15 protein-coding genes are annotated in these 18,507 nt (G+C 45.0%); 9 read left to right on the forward strand and 6 right to left on the reverse strand.

The genetic code is table 11. The annotated features are described in order from the left end of the window. Together AACV78_RS06550 and AACV78_RS06555 are read right to left on the reverse strand one after the other, a co-directional pair. On the reverse strand, positions 1–1,724 hold a 1,724-nt coding region (locus tag AACV78_RS06550), incomplete at its 3' end, for an efflux RND transporter periplasmic adaptor subunit (RefSeq protein WP_194011948.1). A 678-nt stretch (positions 1,725–2,402) separates the two neighbouring features. Further along, positions 2,403–3,110: a DUF305 domain-containing protein gene (locus tag AACV78_RS06555; protein WP_194011947.1), complete on the reverse strand. Its 708-nt coding sequence runs from the start codon at positions 3,108–3,110 to the stop codon at positions 2,403–2,405. 246 nt (positions 3,111–3,356) lie between these two features. On the opposite strand from AACV78_RS06555, the gene AACV78_RS06560 reads away from it, so the two are divergent. From AACV78_RS06560 to gloA, 4 genes are all read left to right on the forward strand, one after another. Next, on the forward strand, positions 3,357–3,551 hold the full coding sequence (locus AACV78_RS06560; RefSeq protein ID WP_194011949.1) for a heavy-metal-associated domain-containing protein: 195 nt from the start codon (positions 3,357–3,359) through the stop codon (positions 3,549–3,551). Between the two features lie 319 nt (positions 3,552–3,870). Beyond that, positions 3,871–6,126, forward strand: a complete 2,256-nt coding sequence (locus tag AACV78_RS06565) for a heavy metal translocating P-type ATPase (RefSeq protein ID WP_194011946.1) — start codon at positions 3,871–3,873, stop codon at positions 6,124–6,126. 19 nt (positions 6,127–6,145) lie between these two features. Further along, on the forward strand, positions 6,146–6,655 hold the full coding sequence (locus AACV78_RS06570) for a cupredoxin domain-containing protein (protein WP_194011945.1): 510 nt from the start codon (positions 6,146–6,148) through the stop codon (positions 6,653–6,655). A gap of 110 nt (positions 6,656–6,765) precedes the next feature. Then, entirely contained in the window at positions 6,766–7,161 is a 396-nt protein-coding gene (gene gloA, locus AACV78_RS06575) for a lactoylglutathione lyase (RefSeq protein ID WP_194011944.1), read from the forward strand. Positions 7,162–7,360: 199 nt separating this feature from the next. Here the strand turns inward: gloA and AACV78_RS06580 are convergent, their stop codons facing one another. Next, entirely contained in the window at positions 7,361–8,164 is an 804-nt protein-coding gene (locus AACV78_RS06580) for an SGNH/GDSL hydrolase family protein (RefSeq protein ID WP_339383499.1), read from the reverse strand. Between AACV78_RS06580 and AACV78_RS06585 the strand changes: the two genes are divergently transcribed. Continuing rightward, positions 8,049–8,459: a hypothetical protein gene (locus AACV78_RS06585; protein WP_339383500.1), complete on the forward strand. Its 411-nt coding sequence runs from the start codon at positions 8,049–8,051 to the stop codon at positions 8,457–8,459. The genes AACV78_RS06580 and AACV78_RS06585 overlap by 116 nt on opposite strands. A 237-nt stretch (positions 8,460–8,696) precedes the next feature. Here AACV78_RS06585 and AACV78_RS06590 read toward each other — a convergent pair whose 3' ends face one another. Then, the gene (locus tag AACV78_RS06590; RefSeq protein ID WP_194011942.1) at positions 8,697–10,112 is read right to left on the reverse strand and encodes an MBOAT family O-acyltransferase; all 1,416 of its coding nucleotides are present in this window, start codon (positions 10,110–10,112) and stop codon (positions 8,697–8,699) included. 383 nt (positions 10,113–10,495) lie between these two features. Between AACV78_RS06590 and AACV78_RS06595 the strand changes: the two genes are divergently transcribed. The 3 genes from AACV78_RS06595 to AACV78_RS06605 all read left to right on the forward strand — a co-directional run bounded on the left by AACV78_RS06595 (position 10,496) and on the right by AACV78_RS06605 (position 14,142). Further along, positions 10,496–13,456: an AAA family ATPase gene (locus AACV78_RS06595; RefSeq protein WP_194011941.1), complete on the forward strand. Its 2,961-nt coding sequence runs from the start codon at positions 10,496–10,498 to the stop codon at positions 13,454–13,456. Between the two features lie 87 nt (positions 13,457–13,543). Further along, positions 13,544–13,774, forward strand: coding sequence for a DUF433 domain-containing protein (locus AACV78_RS06600; protein WP_193972510.1), 231 nt, complete (start codon positions 13,544–13,546; stop codon positions 13,772–13,774). Beyond that, the gene (locus AACV78_RS06605) at positions 13,771–14,142 is read left to right on the forward strand and encodes a DUF5615 family PIN-like protein (protein ID WP_194011940.1); all 372 of its coding nucleotides are present in this window, start codon (positions 13,771–13,773) and stop codon (positions 14,140–14,142) included. The genes AACV78_RS06600 and AACV78_RS06605 overlap by 4 nt, the downstream gene beginning before the upstream one ends. Before the next feature lie 93 nt (positions 14,143–14,235). Here AACV78_RS06605 and AACV78_RS06610 read toward each other — a convergent pair whose 3' ends face one another. Together AACV78_RS06610 and AACV78_RS06615 are read right to left on the reverse strand one after the other, a co-directional pair. Beyond that, on the reverse strand, positions 14,236–14,463 hold the full coding sequence (locus AACV78_RS06610) for a photosystem II protein, Psb35-related (protein ID WP_194011939.1): 228 nt from the start codon (positions 14,461–14,463) through the stop codon (positions 14,236–14,238). A 64-nt stretch (positions 14,464–14,527) separates the two neighbouring features. Then, on the reverse strand, positions 14,528–14,692 hold the full coding sequence (locus AACV78_RS06615; protein ID WP_194011938.1) for a hypothetical protein: 165 nt from the start codon (positions 14,690–14,692) through the stop codon (positions 14,528–14,530). Between the two features lie 247 nt (positions 14,693–14,939). Here AACV78_RS06615 and treS point away from each other — a divergent pair, with 247 nt between their 5' ends. Further along, positions 14,940–18,323: a maltose alpha-D-glucosyltransferase gene (gene treS, locus AACV78_RS06620; RefSeq protein WP_339383498.1), complete on the forward strand. Its 3,384-nt coding sequence runs from the start codon at positions 14,940–14,942 to the stop codon at positions 18,321–18,323. The last annotated feature ends 184 nt before the right edge of the window (positions 18,324–18,507 follow it).

Consider the following 18,507-nt stretch of genomic DNA (forward strand, 5'->3'; position numbering starts at 1 on the left):
GCCCACAACGGCACGGATAAATTATTCAAATTAACATCTGTTGCTTTGGGAGTTGCCTCTTGCTTTTCCCCGGTTTTTGAGGGTTGGCTGCCGCCCCGCAAAGATTGTGCGTAAAGTTGAGGCGCGCGCTGCGTTACTATCAAATCTCCCTCGAATAAACCGCTCTTAATTTCAACTAAATCTCCGGCTGTTTGACCGAGTTCAATGTCAACCGCTTGATAAGCATCGCCATTTTTAACGTAAACTGTTGTTTTACCGTTAACATCTACTACCGCTGCGATCGGAATTGCTAAAATATTTGTGGCGGTTTTGTCGGTTAAAATCTCCAATTCCGCAAACTGTCCCGGCTTTAATTCGCCCTGACTATTATCTAGTTCTGCTTTCACGGGCACTACCCGCGTTTCTCCTTGCACGGATGAGCCAATTAAGGTGATTTTTCCCTTGAAAGTACGATCGCCCAAATTAGCAACTTTCACCCTGACTTCCTGGCCCTGTTTTACCTGATTCAGGTCTTTTTCGTAAATATTGGCTGTGGCAAAAACGCGGCTGTCATTTAAGAGAGTCATCAACGGTTTTTCAGCGCTTACGGACTCTCCTGGGGTGATTTCGCGATCGGCTACCGTGCCAGAAATCGGAGCGATAATAGTAACAAATCCTTTGTCATTGGCAATAGTTCCTAATTGTTGGAGCCGCGCTTGATAGGCTGCATCAGCCAAGCGAATCCGCGACTGAGCGACTTCCAGGGCAGTTTTGGCGCGTTTGACTTGGTTCTCGGCTTCCAACACTTCTCGGCGACTCACAACCTTGGTAAGTTGAGCTTTTGCTTCTGCTACTCTGCCTTGAGAATCGCGCAATTCCCGCATTGGCAGGTCTACTTCCGCTTGTTTAATTTCGGTTTCCGCTTTGATAACTTCGGGACGGCTTTTTGCCTTAGCAACAGCCGCTTTGGCTTGGGCGAAGTGGGCTTGCGATTCCAGCATTGTCCGCCGCGCGATCGCCCCTGCGGCTACTAATTCTCGATCGCGATCGAACTGTTCTTTAGCCACAGTCAGTTCCATTTCCGCTTGCGCTATTTCCGCTTGCGCTATTTCCACTTGACGCTGATAGTTTTCTTGAGCAACTTTCACAACCGAACGATTGTTTACTAATTCTTGCTCTCGCTGGTACTGCTGAGTTGCTGCTGTTAGTTGAGTTTTGGCTTGGGCGATTTCCGCTGCAGATATTTGAATTTGGCGATCGTAATTTTCTGTGGCTAGTTTCAAATCGCCTTGCGCTTGCTGCAAATCCGCCTCAGCTTCGGCACGTTTTGAGAGAGATTCAACCCGCAACTGTCCTAATTCTGAACTCGACAAAACAGCAACCGGTTGACCTTTTGATACTTTGTCCCCAGGCTTGACTAGCAACTCTACCACTTTGCCAGCAACCGAAGCCGTCACTTCTACCTTTTGGTTGGGCAAAGTTTCAATTTGTCCCGTGGTTTTGATACCTATATCTAGTCGCTGGCGAACCGCTGGGGAGACTTTAATTCCTAACCGTTTTGCCGTGACGGCATCGACAGAAATAGCAGCAGGAGCTTGAGAGGTTTCGCCGCTTTGGTTAAATTCATTTCCGTGTCCCGCGTGGGCGAAAACAGCCGCGGGAGAAGTTAGCACCATTAGGATGAAAAAAGTTCCCGAAAAGGTACTAATAATTGCCTGAGACTCAGAATATTTGTGCAATATCATTGTTGGCATTTTCCTTGAAATCAGGTTGAGTGTCCAAGGCTTAGCGGTTGGTATTTTGCCAAAGTAAGTTAACCGAATTAACGGGAGATACTTATGAGCTTTTTTCAATAAACGACGGCTAAGCAATGACCAAGAGCTAAAATTTCTCTCCTCAACCTAGTCTTTCACTGCCAAATGAAATTAGGATGAAATTTAGCCTCAGCAGCCCAGATGCCCTCCGGATTCTAAAATCCGAATATAAATTTTGCCTAAGGCCAAGGGATTGTGCTTTTTATTTTCTTGCACTGTTGCGAGATATTCGTGCGATTTAATTTCTTTTGTCCATCCGTTCACTAGCTCCTGTACTGCTGCATTTGATTGAGATGTTGTGTTTAGTTCCAAGCTCTGCAACATCATGCAATACCCCTTTATTTTTTTTTGAGTGACTGTTATACTTTATAACTACTGCTGTTAAACTGTCTACAGTAATTTTACGTAAAAAATGCAATAAAAGGAAGTAGTAAAACTGCTGACAGTCGTCAAGAAGCGATATTATGGTTGATCCCTAACTCTTTTGCTACTACTTCCTTAGCTTAATTTCTGGCTGTTGTGATGCAAGTGTTTCCTGAACAATTAACAAAATGTGATTCGTGTCACTTCTTTTCTGGCTTTATGTCACATCTTGTTGAGCCAGCTAAATTACTGTTTGTACCAAGCTTTGCGCCACTCTTTCATTTGCTCAATTTCTTGCTTTTGGGAAGTAATAATTTCTTCGGATAATTTCTTCATTTCCGGGCGTTTTGACTTTTTCAAGGCATCTTGGGCCATCACCAAAGCTCCTTCGTGGTGGGGAATCATGGCATTCAGAAACCGCAAATCAAATTGGTCGTCAGCAGCACCTAAATCCATGCTCATCATCATACTTTGCATCTGTTCGGGAGTCATTGCCATCATGTGACCCATTTGAGCGTGATAAGCCATTGGCGTACTGCTGGCTTTGGGATACCAATTTGTTCGCCACTCTTTCATTTGATTGATTTCGCGGTTTTGCTCGGCAATTATATTAGTAGCAAGTTTTTTCATTTCAGGACGTTTGGATTTTTCCAGCACCTCTTTAGCCATGTTTACAGCACCTTGATGGTGTACTTTCATGCTATCAATAAATCGCAAATCATAGTCGGCATCAGCCGGGCCTAAATCCATTGACATATTGTGATTCATGCCACTCATATTGTGGCTTTGTGCCACGTTTTGCTGGCTGCTAGCAGGGGTTGCTGCCGTAATAGTTGGGGCTTGGGTTTCGCTGGAAGGAGCTTTGGAACAAGCTACTAGCACGCCGCTGGTGAGGGCGGTTGTGGCGGTTAATGTCAGCGCTGCAAAGCCTGTTTTTAATGAGATTGATTTCATAGACTTTAGTTAGATCCTTAAAACTACCACTTATCTTGATGTTTTCACATATAAATGAAATTAGGATGAAATTTTTGATGCAAATTTGTAAATAATTATTACTTTGCGTTAGGTGAAATTAAACATGAATTGTGGTTAAATTTAAGATTTAGTTCAGAATTACCCTTGACCCTCCCGTTAACTGGAGAGTTTACAATGAAGTTAATTCATTTATTGAGCAGAGTAGTTTCTGCTGAGGTTCAAATTATGACTCTACAATTAAAAGTTCCCAAGATGGCTTGTTCTGCTTGTGCGACTACAATCACAAAAGCAGTCCAAACAGTGGATTCAGATGCCACTGTTGAGGTGGATCTCAAGACAAAATTGGTCACGGTTCAAACCGCTAAATCGGAAAGTGAGGTTAGAAATGCGATCGCCTCTGCTGGCTATCCTGTCGGTTAATGTTAAGGCCAACGCCAGCGGTTTCTAACTTTAGGAATACAGCAATTTCATCCTAATTTCATCTTAGGGTGAAATGCTGAATATTACAAATGTAGCGTCCAGCCACCGCACCACTCATTGAGAGAGCAATTCTCCTATGTAATTGGTCAATTCGGTTAGGCAAATTACTAAATAAGCTGTTGCGGCATTTAAACTCTATGTCAAAAAATAATAAAACAATGCGTGGGGTGGGCATCCTGCCCGCCCTGAATATGTAATTTAAATGCGCGACAGCTTACCTTGACAACCTGCGCTCTTATTTAGTTTAGGAGTAACCCCTATGGACAATCTCACACTTAAATTGCGGGGCATGAGTTGTGCTTCTTGTGCTTCCTCTATCGAACAAGCAATTCAGTCTGTTCCCGGCGTAATTGAGTGTCATGTCAATTTTGGCATGGAACAAGCAAGCATTCAATACGACTCTCAGCAAACCAGTGTTACCACAATTCAAGAAGCTGTTGATGCAGCGGGATATGAAGCTTTGCCACTTCCAGAAATGGCGGCGGAAGAGGATGACAGCGAGCGAAAAAATCGCCAAGCTGAATCTCAATTGTTGCAGCGCAAACTATACGTAGCAGGAACTATTAGCATCATATTATTTGTGGGTTCAATTCCTGCCATGACAGGCTTGCATTTGCCATTTATTCCTGGCTGGCTGCACAATTTTTGGCTGCAATTAGTCCTGACAGCACCAGTACAATTTTGGTGCGCCAACTCATTTTATACCGGAGCTTGGAAAGCCTTGAAACGCCGACTGGCGACTATGGATACTTTGATTGCTTTAGGTACAAGCTCGGCTTACTTTTATTCTGTATTCGTGACATTTTTTCCTGGTTTTTTCATAGCTAAGGGTTTGACACCGAGCGTTTATTATGAAGTTTCATCGAGTGTTGTTGCCCTAATTTTGTTGGGTAAAACTCTAGAAAATCGGGCGAAGGGAGAGACTTCGGAAGCTATTCGCAAACTCATGGGTTTGCAAGCAAAAACGGCTCGGATTGTTCGCAACGGGGAAGAGTTGGAAGTGCCGATCGCCCGAGTGGAAATTGGCGACATCGTGCAGGTGCGGCCCGGCGAACAAATTCCCGTAGACGGAGAGGTGATTGAAGGTGCTTCAACCGTAGACGAAGCAATGGTTACGGGAGAAAGTTTGCCCGTCAAAAAGCAGCTTGGGGATGAAGTTATCGGCTCGACAATTAACAAAACGGGCAGCTTTAAGTTTCGCACTACTAAGATTGGTAAGGATACCTTTTTAGCTCAAATTGTCAAGATGGTGCAGGATGCCCAGGGGTCAAAGGCACCCATTCAAAAGTTGGCAGACGAGGTGACTGGTTGGTTTGTTCCGGCAGTAATTGCCGTCGCTTTAGCTACTTTTGTAGTCTGGTTTAATGCGACGGGAAACTTTACTTTGGCAACGATTACAATGGTGGAGGTGCTGATTATTGCTTGTCCTTGTGCTTTGGGTTTGGCGACTCCGACTGCTGTAATGGTCGGCACTGGAAAAGGTGCAAAAAATGGGATTTTAATTAAGGGAGCCGAAAGTTTAGAGTTGGCTCATAAACTTCAAGTCATTGTGTTAGATAAAACTGGAACTCTTACTGAGGGTAAGCCGACTGTTACTGATTTTGTCACAATTAAAGGAACGGAAAATAGCAACGAGTTAAAATTGCTGCAATTGGCGGCATCTGTCGAGCGAAATTCCGAGCATCCTGTGGGGGAAGCTGTTGTTAGATACGCTCAATCTCAAGAGGTGAATTTGACGGATGTTAAGGATTTTGAGGCGATCGCGGGTAGCGGTGTTCGAGGGGTTGTCGGCGGAAAGCCGATCGCCCTGGGAACGCTGAGGTGGATGCAGGAACTAGGCTGCGATACTGAATATCTGGAACTGCGCGCGAAAGCTTTGGAAGGTGATAGCAAAACAGTTGTTTGGATGTCTGTAGATGGCAAAATAGAGGCAATTCTCGGCATTGCTGATGCCCTGAAACCGTCCTCAGCGCAGGCGGTGAAAGCACTGCAAAAACTGGGTTTGGAGGTGGCGATGCTGACTGGGGACAACCGCGCGACTGCGGAGTCGATCGCCCGATCCGTTGGTATTACTCGCGTTTTTGCCGAAGTTAGACCAGACCAAAAAGCAGCTAAAATCCAAGCCCTGCAAGGGGAAGGAAAAATTGTCGCGATGGTGGGAGACGGGATCAACGATGCACCGGCTTTGGCCGCTTCTGATGTGGGAATTGCGATCGGTACAGGCACAGATGTGGCGATCGCAGCCAGCGATATTACCCTAATTTCTGGAGACTTGCAAGGCATAGTTACAGCAATTCAACTTTCGCGCGCCACCATGCGGAACATCCGCGAAAATCTGTTTTTTGCCTTTATTTACAACATCGCTGGAATTCCGATCGCAGCGGGCGTTCTGTACCCGATTTTAGGCTGGCTGCTAAGTCCAATTATCGCCGGTGCAGCAATGGCTTTTAGTTCAGTTTCCGTACTTACTAATGCTTTGCGCTTGCGAAATTTCAAACCAAAGTCTCTAGCATAAATTAGGAGTAATTAGACAAATGTTGCACCGCCGTCAAATGTGGGGAACTCTCGCGAGTTTAGGAATTGCGATCGGAATAGCATCGGGAGTTCAAGCTGCCGAACCCGTCGCTGCTTCTAATTCAACCACTCAATTTCGCAGCATCGAACAGCCGCTAGGTTTAAAAGTTGGTGTCACCCTCGGTGGTTTGACATTAATTGGTTTGGAGTTGTGGTGGTTTTTGTTTAGTAAAGCAAAAGGTCAGCAAGCTGAATCTATTCAGGGGATACAAGAGTTGACTATTACTGTAGACGGGGGTTACGAGCCTGCTAGTGTAGTTGTGAAAGCCGGTCAATTAGTCCGGCTAAATTTCTTGAGGCGTGACCCGAATAGTTGTCTTGAAAAAGTGTTGTTACCAGATTTTCACATTGTGCGAGAATTACCTTTAAATCAGGTAACAGCTATTGAATTCACCCCGGAAAAACCCGGACGATACCTATTTACTTGCGGCATGAATATGTTTCGGGGTGTGGTGGAAGTACAAAAGTAAATCAAATAGACAGTTGTCAACCTGCGGCAATTGCGACGGTTGAGGCGCGAGTTTTTTCGGCAAGAAATCGCTAAAATAGATGAAAGCTTAAAAAATTTGGAGTGAGCTAAATGCAATTACTACACACGATGCTCCGAGTCTGCAACCTGGAAGAATCTCTCAAATTCTACACGGAAGTGTTGGGAATGAAACTGCTGCGGCAAAAAGATTATCCTGATGGCAAATTTACCCTGGCTTTTGTGGGCTACGGCGACGAATCAGACACTACGGTTTTGGAATTAACCTACAATTGGGGCGTAACAGAGTACAATTTAGGAGATGCTTACGGTCATATTGCGATCGGCGTTGACGACATTTACGGTACTTGCGAACAAATTAAAGCCCGCGGCGGTAAAGTCAGCCGCGAACCCGGCCCGATGAAACACGGTTCAACTGTTATTGCTTTTGTGGAAGATCCAGATGGATATAAAGTTGAATTAATCCAACTAAAAAATCGATGCGCCTAGTCCAAGAAACCGGGTTTCTGCGATAATTCTGGCATCCTCACCGAGGTTGAGTGAAGAAACCCGGTTTCTCAACCCCACCGATAATCCAAGAAACCGGGTTTCTGCGATAATTCTGGCATCCTCACCGAGGTTGAGTGAAGAAACCCGGTTTCTCAACCCCACGCCGATAATCCAAGAAACCGGGTTTCTGACTGCCAATTTAGGGTTTGTTTTTGGGAGATTTGGGAGGTTGGGGAGATTTTAATATTTTGTCGGCGGCCATTTTGTCAATGATTACGTCGCTGATAATGTGAGCTCCGTGGGAGGTAAAATGCACGCCGTCGTTAATTTTTACATAGCCTCGCTTCCCCGATTTGTCAGCAACTATCGGAACAAATTTTCCCGATGCTGCAAAGGTTTCCCAAGTAGAAATAAATTCAATTTTGGGAGAAGCTTTTTTAGCATTTTTATAAATATTGTTCATGACAGGAAAAGCTTTGATATACGCCGATTTATTAGAGTTAGATTGACCTATCCAATACACTTTTCTCACGGAGGAGGAGCCAAGTAACTTGGCATATTTGTCTACTCTTTCTTGATAAGCTTTTTGCCATTCTGGGGTCAGAATCGCCCGATATTTTCCTTGAGAATCAATGATATCTTGAGGATCGTTTCCTCCGAACAAAATTATCACTACATCTGGGCGGTAATCCTGGATGATTTTGCTGGTTCTGGCATACCAGTCATAATAATCTATCCGATTTAATCCGCTGGATACTTTGTAGTCAAGTTTTGTATCAGCGATGTTGTATTTGTTCTTAAGAGTGTACTGGAGTTTAATTCCTAAGTCGAACATTACGGAATCTCCAATAAATAAAAATTTGCGATAAGGTACGGTTAGTTTGGGTTTGGCTGGAGTTGGCTTTTTTGCTGGTTTTGGGGGAGGAGATGCGGATTTTGTGGCGGTTTGGACTGGAGAAGTTTCGGCTTTTTTGGGGATGCTATCGAAATTTATATCTTTGATTTTACTCCAAAAATCTTGTTCTGATTTCCTGAAACTGTCTATTTCTATCTGCCGCGCTGCTTGTTTGATTTCGGGAGTTGCGAAAGGAGTTGAAGCAAAGCTTTTGAGAAATAAGGATAAGTTGGAAAATATTAAGGTGAGAATTACAGAAGTAACTATCAGTAAAATTTCTCTATCTTTCATAGGAAGAAGGAAGTTCGGCAACGAGCAATGTACGGGATGTAACGGATGTAACGGATGTAACGGATGTAAGTCCGTCGGAATAAGGAAGAAGTCATTAGTCATTAGTCATTAATCATTAGTTATTAGTTATTGGTTATTGGTTATTACTTATTAGTCATTAGTCATTAGTTATTAGTCATTAGTTATTAGTGCTGTCCCCCCAGATCGAACGTCCAACGTCATCACGAAGAAAGCCCTTCGGCTTCGCTCAGGGTAAAAGAAGGAAGAAGGAAGAAGGGAAGAAGACATATACAGGAATTTTTTTAGCGATCGCTATTTTACGTTTAATTAGGTGGATTTATTTGCTTTTTTAGAAATTAAAGTAAATAAAAGGCGGGACGGTACTTGGCCCCAACATCAAAATAGCATACACGAACAGCGAAACTAAGACAACTCTCAAGAATATATTTTTTAAGGAAAATACTCTTTGCAAGAGTTGGGAAATTCTCTCGCCCCAAATGTTGATCGCGCCAATGACGGCAATTACTAGATACAATTGCCAAAAGTTAAATTGAAAAGTTGCAGCGGAAGAATGAAATATTCCCTGAAAAAAATTCATGGCAGTTTCCCAGTTGGGCGTGCCGAAAAATACCCAGCTACAAGTCACAAAGCTAAATGTTAGCAGCCAACTGCAAAATTTAGCAAGTCGGGGAAAGGAATAGTCTAATTTTAGGTGGATAGCTTGGGGAATATCTTTGCATAAATGGTTGACAATCAATCCTAAACCGTGAATTGTTCCCCAGACAATAAAGTTTAAACCTGCGCCGTGCCAAAATCCGCCGATCGCCATTGTTATCAGTAAATTTACGTACTTCCTTAATTTCCCGTATTTATTGCCGCCTAACGGGAAGTAAACGTAATCTCTCAGCCACTCGGAAAGACTGATGTGCCACCTTTTCCAAAATTCTTGCAAGCTGAGCGATCGGTATGGCATATTAAAGTTGGCAATGGGTTTGAAACCCAGCAAACAAGAGATGCCGTTAGCTAAATCCGAGTAGCCGCTGAAATCTACGTAAATTAAACAGGAATAGGAAATGGCCGCGAGGATTAAATCGATGCTGCTGTATTGCTGGGGAATTGTGAATGGGAGTTGGGTGAAGTTAAACAAAAAGCTGGATAAAGTATATTTCTTGAAGAGTCCAGACAAAATTAAAACGATGACTTCTTCGATTTGATAGTCGTATTTTTTGGGTGAATTTAGCTGGGTGTAAAATTCGCGAGGCCGCGATATGGGCCCGGAGGCAATTTGGGGAAAGTAGGTAATGTAGGTGGCGTAGTCTACAAATTTCGGACAGGGGATTTTTTGTTGGTAGCAGTCGATTAAATGGGAAATCATTCTAAATGTGTAGAAGGATACGCCGACTGGGGCGATTATTTGCAACATTTGAATGCTGGCGGGAATTTGTAGTTGGTTGAGTACCTCAAATAAGGAAGTCACAAAGAAGTTACAATATTTAAAGATGCCGAGGTTGGCTATGTTGAAAATTATGCCGGAAATTAAGGCGAGTTTTTTATATTTTCCGTTGCAGGTGGCTCGGAGAATGATATAATTGTAGGCAGTACCTAAAACTAGGAGTAAGAGAAAGTCGAAACTCCAAAATGAATAAAATAATAAACTGGAAATGAGCAAGACGATTTTATATAAACCGACTTGGGACTTCAAGGATATAATTATGCTAAAAATAATTAGAAAAAATACTAGGAATTGGTAAGTTGGAAATAGCATAAATTTTAGAATATCAAACAACGTTATGGCAATCTATAAAGGTTAAACATACCAATAAAAAGGTTCGTAGGGAGGACTAAAGTCCTTCATGAATGCGGATAAAGTCCTCACTACGAACTTAGGGGAATGGCGATTCTCTGGAGTAGTTGAGAGAATGGGGAACTGCTGTATTTTCATAAGTTCGATCGCCCGCTGCGGTCGCAGAGTCCAAAAAATCGCCCTAGATTGCGGGCTGCAAGCTTTTGCAAAAGCTCAATTATGTTGCAACTTCGGCAGAATTAACCGCACTCATAGATTTACAATCGTGTTTAAAGATTATGATGGTTGTGAGACGATATATTAACGGATAACAACAGGAATCCCCTTGATTGCGAGGAAGCAACGTGCAGCCAACAGACCCTAGCAAATTTACCGATGAAGCCTGGGAAGCGATTGTCAAATCCCAGGATGTAGCCCGCCGCTTTGCCAATCAGCAGCTAGAGGTTGAACATTTAGCGATCGCCCTTTTTGAACAGCAAGGGTTGGGAAACAGCATTCTCAGCCAAGCTGGAGTCGATGTCCCCCGCTTAGCCCAACAGCTAGAAGCTTTTGCCAAACGACAGCCCAAAGTTACCAACGCTGACCAACTATACCTCGGTCGCGGCTTAGACGTGATGTTAGATGCTGCTGAGTCTGCCAGACAGACTTGGCAAGATAATTTTATCGCCATTGAACATTTATTAATTGGCTTAGTAGAAGATGAACGAGTTGGTAGGCGATTGCTGACTAGGGGCGATGGGCCGCCCGCCCGCCCCGGTTACGATCGCAAATCGGCCCCAGGGACGATCGATCGACCAAAACTCGAAGAAGCAATCAAATCAGTCCGCGCCGCCGCTAAAGTCTCAGAAAAAAGTTCCGAAACCGCGAAAGCCGGCCTCCGCAACCCTAAACCCCAAGGAGATAGCGAAGCCAATTCCGACGCCCTCAGCAAATACGGCCGCGATTTGACCGAAGCCGCCAAAGCAGGAAAACTCGATCCAGTAATCGGCCGCGACGAAGAAATTCGCCGCGTCGTCCAAGTTCTTTCGCGCCGTCAAAAAAACAACCCAGTATTAATTGGCGATCCCGGAGTCGGAAAAACTGCGATCGCCGAAGGTTTAGCCCAGAGAATTGTTAACGGCGACGTGCCCGAATCTTTGAAAAACCGCCAGCTATTTAGCCTCGACATGGGCAGTTTAATTGCTGGGGCAAAATTCCGAGGTGAATTTGAAGAACGATTGCGATCTGTCCTGCGAGAAGTTATCGATTCCGACGGGCAAATTGTCCTATTTATTGACGAATTGCACACCGTTGTTGGGACTGGCGGCGGTGGGAGTTCCGGTTCGGGAATGGATGCCGGAAATTTGTTGAAACCGATGTTGGCCAGAGGCGAATTGCGCTGCATCGGCGCTACAACTCTCGATGAATTCCGCAAGAATATTGAAAAAGATCCGGCACTGGAACGCCGCTTTCAACAAGTATTTGTCGGCGAACCGACTGTGGAAGATACTGTTTCAATTTTGCGCGGATTGAAAGACCGCTACGAACGTCACCACGGGGTGAAAATTACCGATTCGGCGCTGGTTGCTGCTGCAACTCTGTCTTTTCGCTATATTTCCGATCGCTTTTTGCCGGACAAGGCGATCGACCTCGTAGACGAAGCGGCCGCCCATTTGAAAATGGAAATTACCTCCAAACCCGTGGAATTGGAAGGGATTGACCGCCGGGTGATGCAGTTGGAAATGGAAAAATTGTCGATCGAAGGCGAGGGAAAAGGTTCTCCAACCCCCACCATCAGCCCCCGGATCGAACGCATCAAAACAGAGATTGACATCTTAAAAGTCAAGCAGGAAAAATTGTCCTCTCAGTGGCTGGGCGAAAAGCAGTTATTGGATGGCATCAATAAATTGAAAGCAGAAGAAGACCAACTGCGAGTGCAAATTGAGCAAGCAGAAAGAGCTTACGATTTGAATAAAGCCGCGCAGTTGAAATACGGTAAACTTGAGACGGCGGTGCGCGATCGCGAAGCCAAGGAAGCCGAACTTTTGAAACAGCAAGCTCAAGGTTCTTCCCTGCTGCGGGAAAAAGTTACTGAGGGCGATATTGCCGAAATTGTGGCGAAATGGACGGGCATTCCGGTCAACCGATTGTTAGAGTCGGAACGCCAAAAATTGCTGCAGTTGGAAAGCCATTTACACAAAAAAGTCATCGGTCAAGAGGAGGCTGTAACGGCGGTTGCTGCGGCGATCCGGCGGGCGCGGGCTGGTATGAAAGATCCCGGTAGACCGATCGGTTCTTTCTTGTTTATGGGCCCCACAGGCGTGGGAAAAACTGAGTTAGCGCGGGCGTTGGCGGAGTTTTTGTTTGACAGCGATGATGCGATCGTCCGCATCGATATGTCGGAATATATGGAGAAGCACAGCGTCTCTCGGTTAGTAGGAGCACCCCCCGGATATGTCGGTTACGACGAAGGCGGACAACTTTCCGAAGCTGTGCGGAGACATCCTTATTCGGTAGTGCTGTTTGACGAAGTGGAAAAAGCGCACCCGGATGTATTTAACATTTTGCTGCAAGTGTTGGATGATGGCAGAATTACCGATTCTCAAGGTCGAGTGGTTGACTTTAGAAATACCGTCATTGTGATGACTAGCAATATCGGCAGCGATCACATTTTAGAGGTGTTTGCGAAGAAGGAAAAAACTCCCAAAAAACCCGCTAGCCGCAAGCAGGAACCGAAGGAGGTATCAATTCCCAAGACAGATTATAAAGTTGATGATGATGGTACTGTCGAGGTGTCAGCTCAGCGAGTTGATATTGATAGTGAAGTTAAGACGGGAAGTAAGTCTGAAAGTAAGTCTGAAAACAAGTCTGACAATGAAAAATCCTTGACTCAAGAACGGGAGACAGACGAAGAGTACGAACAAATGTTAAAACGGGTGATGACTGCTTTGCGATCGCACTTCCGGCCCGAATTTCTTAATCGGGTAGACGAGATCATTTTGTTCCACACTTTGAGCAAGATCGAACTGCGGCAAATCGTCACCATCCAAGTGAAGCGGATCGAGCGGTTGTTGGCGGAGCAAAAAATTACTTTGGAACTGTCAGATGCGGCGAAAAACCACATCACAGATGTCGGTTACGATCCAGTTTACGGCGCTCGTCCGCTGAAACGCGCTATCCAGCGGGAGTTGGAAAACCCGCTGGCTAACAAGATTCTGGAAAATGCGTTTGTGGAGGGCGATACAATTGCGATCGACTGCGAAAATAACAGTTTGCAGTTTCGCAAAAAAGACTCTCTCCCCGCGCTAGTAGGTAAAAGTTTGTAGTTACCGAACAGCTAGGAACAGGCCGGACAGCCTGTTCCACCAAAAATAAATCTTCTTGTTTCCCAGAAAGCCTGGTAGTTTAAAATTATGAAACAACTAACTAGAATCACTCTGAATCCAGAAGTAATGGGAGGAAAACCCTGCATTCGCGGCTTGCGAGTCACTGTTGGCACAATAGTCGGACTGATGGCATCGGGACACTCACCGTCAAGCATTTTGCAGGCCTATCCCTACCTGGAAGAAGCAGATATATATGAAGCGCTTGCTTATGCAGCCTGGCGAGTTGAAGAAGTAGAAATTCCTCTCAAAATAGCGTGAAAATTTTGATTGATATGAATCTGTCACCTGAATGGACTATCGTATTTACTAAATACGGAATAGAGTCTCTTCATTGGTCTACTGTCGGCGATCCTCGTGCCACAGATCGTGTTATTATGGAATGGGCGCGAGTAAATGACTATGCCGTATTCACTCATGATTTAGATTTTGGCGCACTGCTGGCCGCAACCCAAGCTGATGCTCCCAGTGTCATTCAAGTACGTATTCAAGACGTGCTGCCTGCTAATATAGAGAGTATGATTGTGGAAGTGTTCCATCAATTTGAGGCACAAATTGAGTCGGGGGCATTCATTTCTGTGGATGAAACGCGCTCTAGGGTGAGAATTTTGCCGATTACACTTCGATAATTATTTATTACCTGTTCCACAAAAATTAATCTGCTTGTGGAACAGGTCAGAAAGCTTGTTATTCAAAATAGTCAAGCCTGCTACTTAATATTACTAATTGCCCATCGTGCGGCTGGTGTAAGCATCCATGCTGTAAGCCGGAACGCGAACGCTGTAATCAATATCTGTTCCAGTCACAGCTTTTGCCAGTTGTTCAAAAGATTCGTCGTTCCAGTTGCGATCGTGGATGGGCTTTGACTGTTCGCCGAGGAAGTATGCTTGAGTGCCAATTACTGAGGCTGCTACCCAACCGACGATTAAAAGGGCGATTACGATAGTCATGGCTGTTTTTCCTTAACTTTTGTTGCGTTATGTAAACAAATGTAACAAACCGTGAATGAGAATGTCAAGGTAGTGTATGTTCGTGCCAACCGTCCGGCAGGTAGTAAATACCACACCTTTGAGGAAACTGAGAGAAGGTGAGGACTTGACCGGAAATTTGCGCGTGTAGGGCCTGCTGCGCCACCAGTATGTAGCGTCTGCTAGCGCGCACCGATGCAGCATCCGCCACCAGACTCGAATTTTATGCTGTATCCGCGATCGCAGAATTCATGGCATCTTATTATGAAATTTTAGTTAAGAATTTATAATTTTTGCGTTTAAAATTTACGATTAAAACTATGCCGCTAGCATGAGGAACTGGGCAAAGATATGAGTTATGATCTATCAGTTTGGATTTGAAACAACAAATCTTAATTACTAAATCTCAATTACCAAATAACCATTACCAATTACCCAGACAAATTATGGCAATCTCAATGTTAAATGACGATCCCTTGTGGTTCAAAGATGCTATCATTTACGAAGTACCAATTCGCGCTTTTGCCGACAGCAATGCAGACGGCATCGGCGACTTTCAAGGACTGACAAAAAAACTCGATTACCTGCAAAACTTGGGAGTAACAGCCATTTGGGTGCTGCCATTTTTTCCCTCACCGCTCCGAGACGACGGCTACGATACATCTCACTATACCACCGTCAACCCGATTTACGGCACCTTAGATGACTTTAAAAACCTTTTAGAAGCAGCGCACCAGCGGGGAATTCGAGTCATTATTGAGTTGATTGTCAACCACACTTCCGACCAGCACGAGTGGTTTCAGCGAGCGAGGCGCGCTCCGAAAGGCAGTAACGAAAGAGATTTTTATGTGTGGAGCGACACGCTGGAAAAATATAAAGATGCTCGGATTATTTTTCAAGATTTTGAAACATCTAATTGGGCTTGGGATGCGGTAGCAAAAGCTTATTACTGGCACCGTTTTTATTCCCACCAACCCGATTTGAATTACGACAATCCGGCGGTTCGCCAAGCCATCTTAGATGTGGTAGATTTCTGGTTGGCATTGGGCGTAGACGGATTGCGAATGGATGCTGTACCCTACCTGTACGAGCGCGAGGGTACTAACTGCGAAAACTTGCCAGAAACTCACGCTTTCCTCAAACAGTTGCGCCAGCACGTAGATGAAAAATTCCCTAACCGGATGCTGCTAGCGGAGGCGAATCAGTGGCCGGAGGATGCGGTTGAATATTATTCGGCTGGGGATGAATGTCACATGAACTTTCATTTTCCGTTGATGCCGCGTCTATTTATGGCTTTGCACATGGAAGATAGCTTTCCTATTAGCGACATTCTCCAGCAAACTCCGCAGATTCCTAATAACTGTCAGTGGGCATTGTTTTTGCGGAATCACGATGAATTGACGCTGGAAATGGTGAGCGATGAAGACCGAGATTATATGTATCGGGTTTACGCTCAAGACACTCAGGCGAGAATTAATTTGGGTATCCGCCGCCGCTTGGCTCCGCTGATGGGAAACAACCGCCGCCAGATTGAGTTGATGAATGCTTTGTTGCTGTCTCTTCCTGGTACGCCGGTGCTTTATTACGGCGATGAAATTGGCATGGGCGACAATATCTATTTGGGCGATCGCAACGGGGTGAGAACTCCGATGCAGTGGAGCAGCGATCGCAATGCCGGTTTCAGCCGCGCCAACCCGCAGCGACTGTACGCGCCGCCAATTGTTGACCCTGAATATCACTACGAATCTGTTAACGTCGAAGCGCAGCGGGCGAATCCGAGTTCTCTGTGGTGGTGGATGAAACGCTTGATTGCTGTTCGCCAGCGCTTCCAAGCATTCGGCCGCGGAACTTGCGAGTTTCTGTACCCAGAAAACCGCAAAGTTTTAGCTTTTGTTCGCACCTATCAAGACGAACACATCCTCGTAGTGACCAATTTATCGCGCTTCGTCCAAACGGCAGAATTAGACCTTTCGCCGTTTAAAGGTGCTGTTCCGGTGGAGATTTTCGGCCGGACTGAGTTTCCGCCAGTGGGCGAATCGCCTTATTTTTTGAGCTTGAGCCCTCACACGTTTTACTGGTTTACTCTTACTGTCAAGCATGAGGATTTTTCGCACCACGGTTTGAATACAGATTTGCCGAGTTTGGCGATCGTCGGTACTTGGGAAACTGCTTTTTCTCCTAAAAGTCAGCTCAGCAATATGTTGATCTCTCTTTTGCCGAATTACTTGCAATCCAATCGCTGGTTTAGCGGTGCAGACAGGATAATTCAATCATTAGAAATTAATGAAATTGTACCTGTTGGATATAAAAATAGTGCTGGGGATCAATCTACGGTTTACATTCTGTTTTTGCATTTGAATTATACCGAAGGTATGGCGGAAACTTACGTTTTGCCTTTAGGTTGGGAAGAGATGAAAGGCGAGCCGGACGATCGACCGACGATCGCGCATTTGCAGTTCCCAGAAACCAAGGAAGTCGGAGTGCTATTTGATGCTGCGGGGGACAAAGGTTTTCTGAGCGAGCTGCTGGGGGCGATCGCCAGCAATGCCAGTTACCAAGGTACAGCGGGCGAACTCGTAGGAATTGCCGACAATTTCTTGAACTCAGAACAAGATTTATCGCAACTAGAACCGTACCTGTTCAAAAAAGAACAAAGCAATACATCGGCAGGTTACGGCGATCGGTTAGTCCTGAAAATCTTGCGAAAATTCGAGGAAGGAATCAACCCAGAATTAGAAATCGGACGCTTTTTAACCAATAGCCAGTCGCTCGAAAACTACGCTCCCATTGCCGGAGAATTGGAATATCGCACAGCCGGTCAAAAAGCAGTTACAGTCGGAATACTGCAAAAACTAATCCCCGACAGCACGGATGCTTTGTCTTATACATTAGACGCGCTGCGGAACTATTTCGAGCAAGTAATGGCAGTAGAAGCAAAGTATGCAGGCGATATTTTATCCACTTCCCCCGAAGATTATTTACCCAGCGCTTTGACCGCACAAATGCGACAGTCAAGCTCGCTACTAGCCGATTTATCCCTAGAAGTACCCGCATTACCTCGCGAACTAATCGGCTCTTACCTAGCATCAGCAGAACTTTTAGGTCAGCGGACAGCCGAACTCCACCTCGCTTTAGCTTCGGACACAGAAAATCCCGCTTTTGCTCCAGAAAATTTCACCTCATTTTACCAGCGTTCCATCTATCAATACATGAGAAATCTGGCAGGAAGAACTTTGCTGCTGTTGAAAAAGCGGCTGTCTAAACTGCCGCCAGAAACGCAAAAGTTGGGACAAACTCTTCTCAACCGCGAAGACTTGCTGATGGAACGTTTCAAGTCTATTTTGAACTTGAGAATCACCGCCGACAGAATTCGCTGTCACGGAGACTTTCATTTCGGACAAGTTCTGTATACAGGGAAAGACTTCGTAATTATTGATTTTGAAGGAGAACGTAATCGACCGTTAAGCGAGCGGCGGATGAAGAGGTCGCCTTTGCGAGATGTTGCCGGAATGCTGCAATCTTTCAATTACGCCGTTACTATGGCGCTGCGGAACGAAGTAGAAAGTGGGATGATCCGCCCTGAAAACTTACCTGAAATGCAGCAGTGGGCGAATGTTTGGCACCGCTGGGTTAGCCTGACTTTTCTCAAGAGCTATTTGTCAACAGCAGCGGATGCAAGTTTCTTGCCAAAATCTGTACCGGAATTGGAAGTTTTGCTGAATGCTTACATTTTAGAAAAAGCGGTTTCTGAGTTGTCAGATGAACTCCAGTACCGCTTGGATTTGGCAGAAATTCCCCTCCAGCGAGTTCTGCAATTGCTTCATGTCGAGCGTCAGTCCTAGCTGATTTTTAAGTATTAATAAAAGGTGCGCGCAGCGCGCACCTTTTATTAACTAAATCTGCTTTGATAACGATTTTATCGGCGAATAGAATTCGCGACTATACAAACAAATTCCGCGCAACGCGAGACTCAAAAATCAAGAACTTTGCATTATACCAATTTCATAAAGTAGCGCTAGATATTAC

This window comes from Tychonema sp. LEGE 07196 (assembly GCF_963890365.1).
In the GTDB taxonomy this organism is placed as follows: domain Bacteria; phylum Cyanobacteriota; class Cyanobacteriia; order Cyanobacteriales; family Microcoleaceae; genus Microcoleus.

Coding starts and splice junctions, on each gene's coding strand:
- AACV78_RS06560 (WP_194011949.1), top strand. CDS start 3,357: ATGACTCTACAATTAAAAGTTCCCAAGATGGCTTGTTCTGCTTGTGCG.
- AACV78_RS06610 (WP_194011939.1), bottom strand. CDS start 14,463: ATGACTATCGTAATCGCCCTTTTAATCGTCGGTTGGGTAGCAGCCTCA.
- AACV78_RS06565 (WP_194011946.1), top strand. CDS start 3,871: ATGGACAATCTCACACTTAAATTGCGGGGCATGAGTTGTGCTTCTTGT.
- AACV78_RS06555 (WP_194011947.1), bottom strand. CDS start 3,110: ATGAAATCAATCTCATTAAAAACAGGCTTTGCAGCGCTGACATTAACC.
- treS (WP_339383498.1), top strand. CDS start 14,940: ATGTTAAATGACGATCCCTTGTGGTTCAAAGATGCTATCATTTACGAA.
- AACV78_RS06600 (WP_193972510.1), top strand. CDS start 13,544: ATGAAACAACTAACTAGAATCACTCTGAATCCAGAAGTAATGGGAGGA.
- AACV78_RS06590 (WP_194011942.1), bottom strand. CDS start 10,112: ATGCTATTTCCAACTTACCAATTCCTAGTATTTTTTCTAATTATTTTT.
- AACV78_RS06570 (WP_194011945.1), top strand. CDS start 6,146: ATGTTGCACCGCCGTCAAATGTGGGGAACTCTCGCGAGTTTAGGAATT.
- gloA (WP_194011944.1), top strand. CDS start 6,766: ATGCAATTACTACACACGATGCTCCGAGTCTGCAACCTGGAAGAATCT.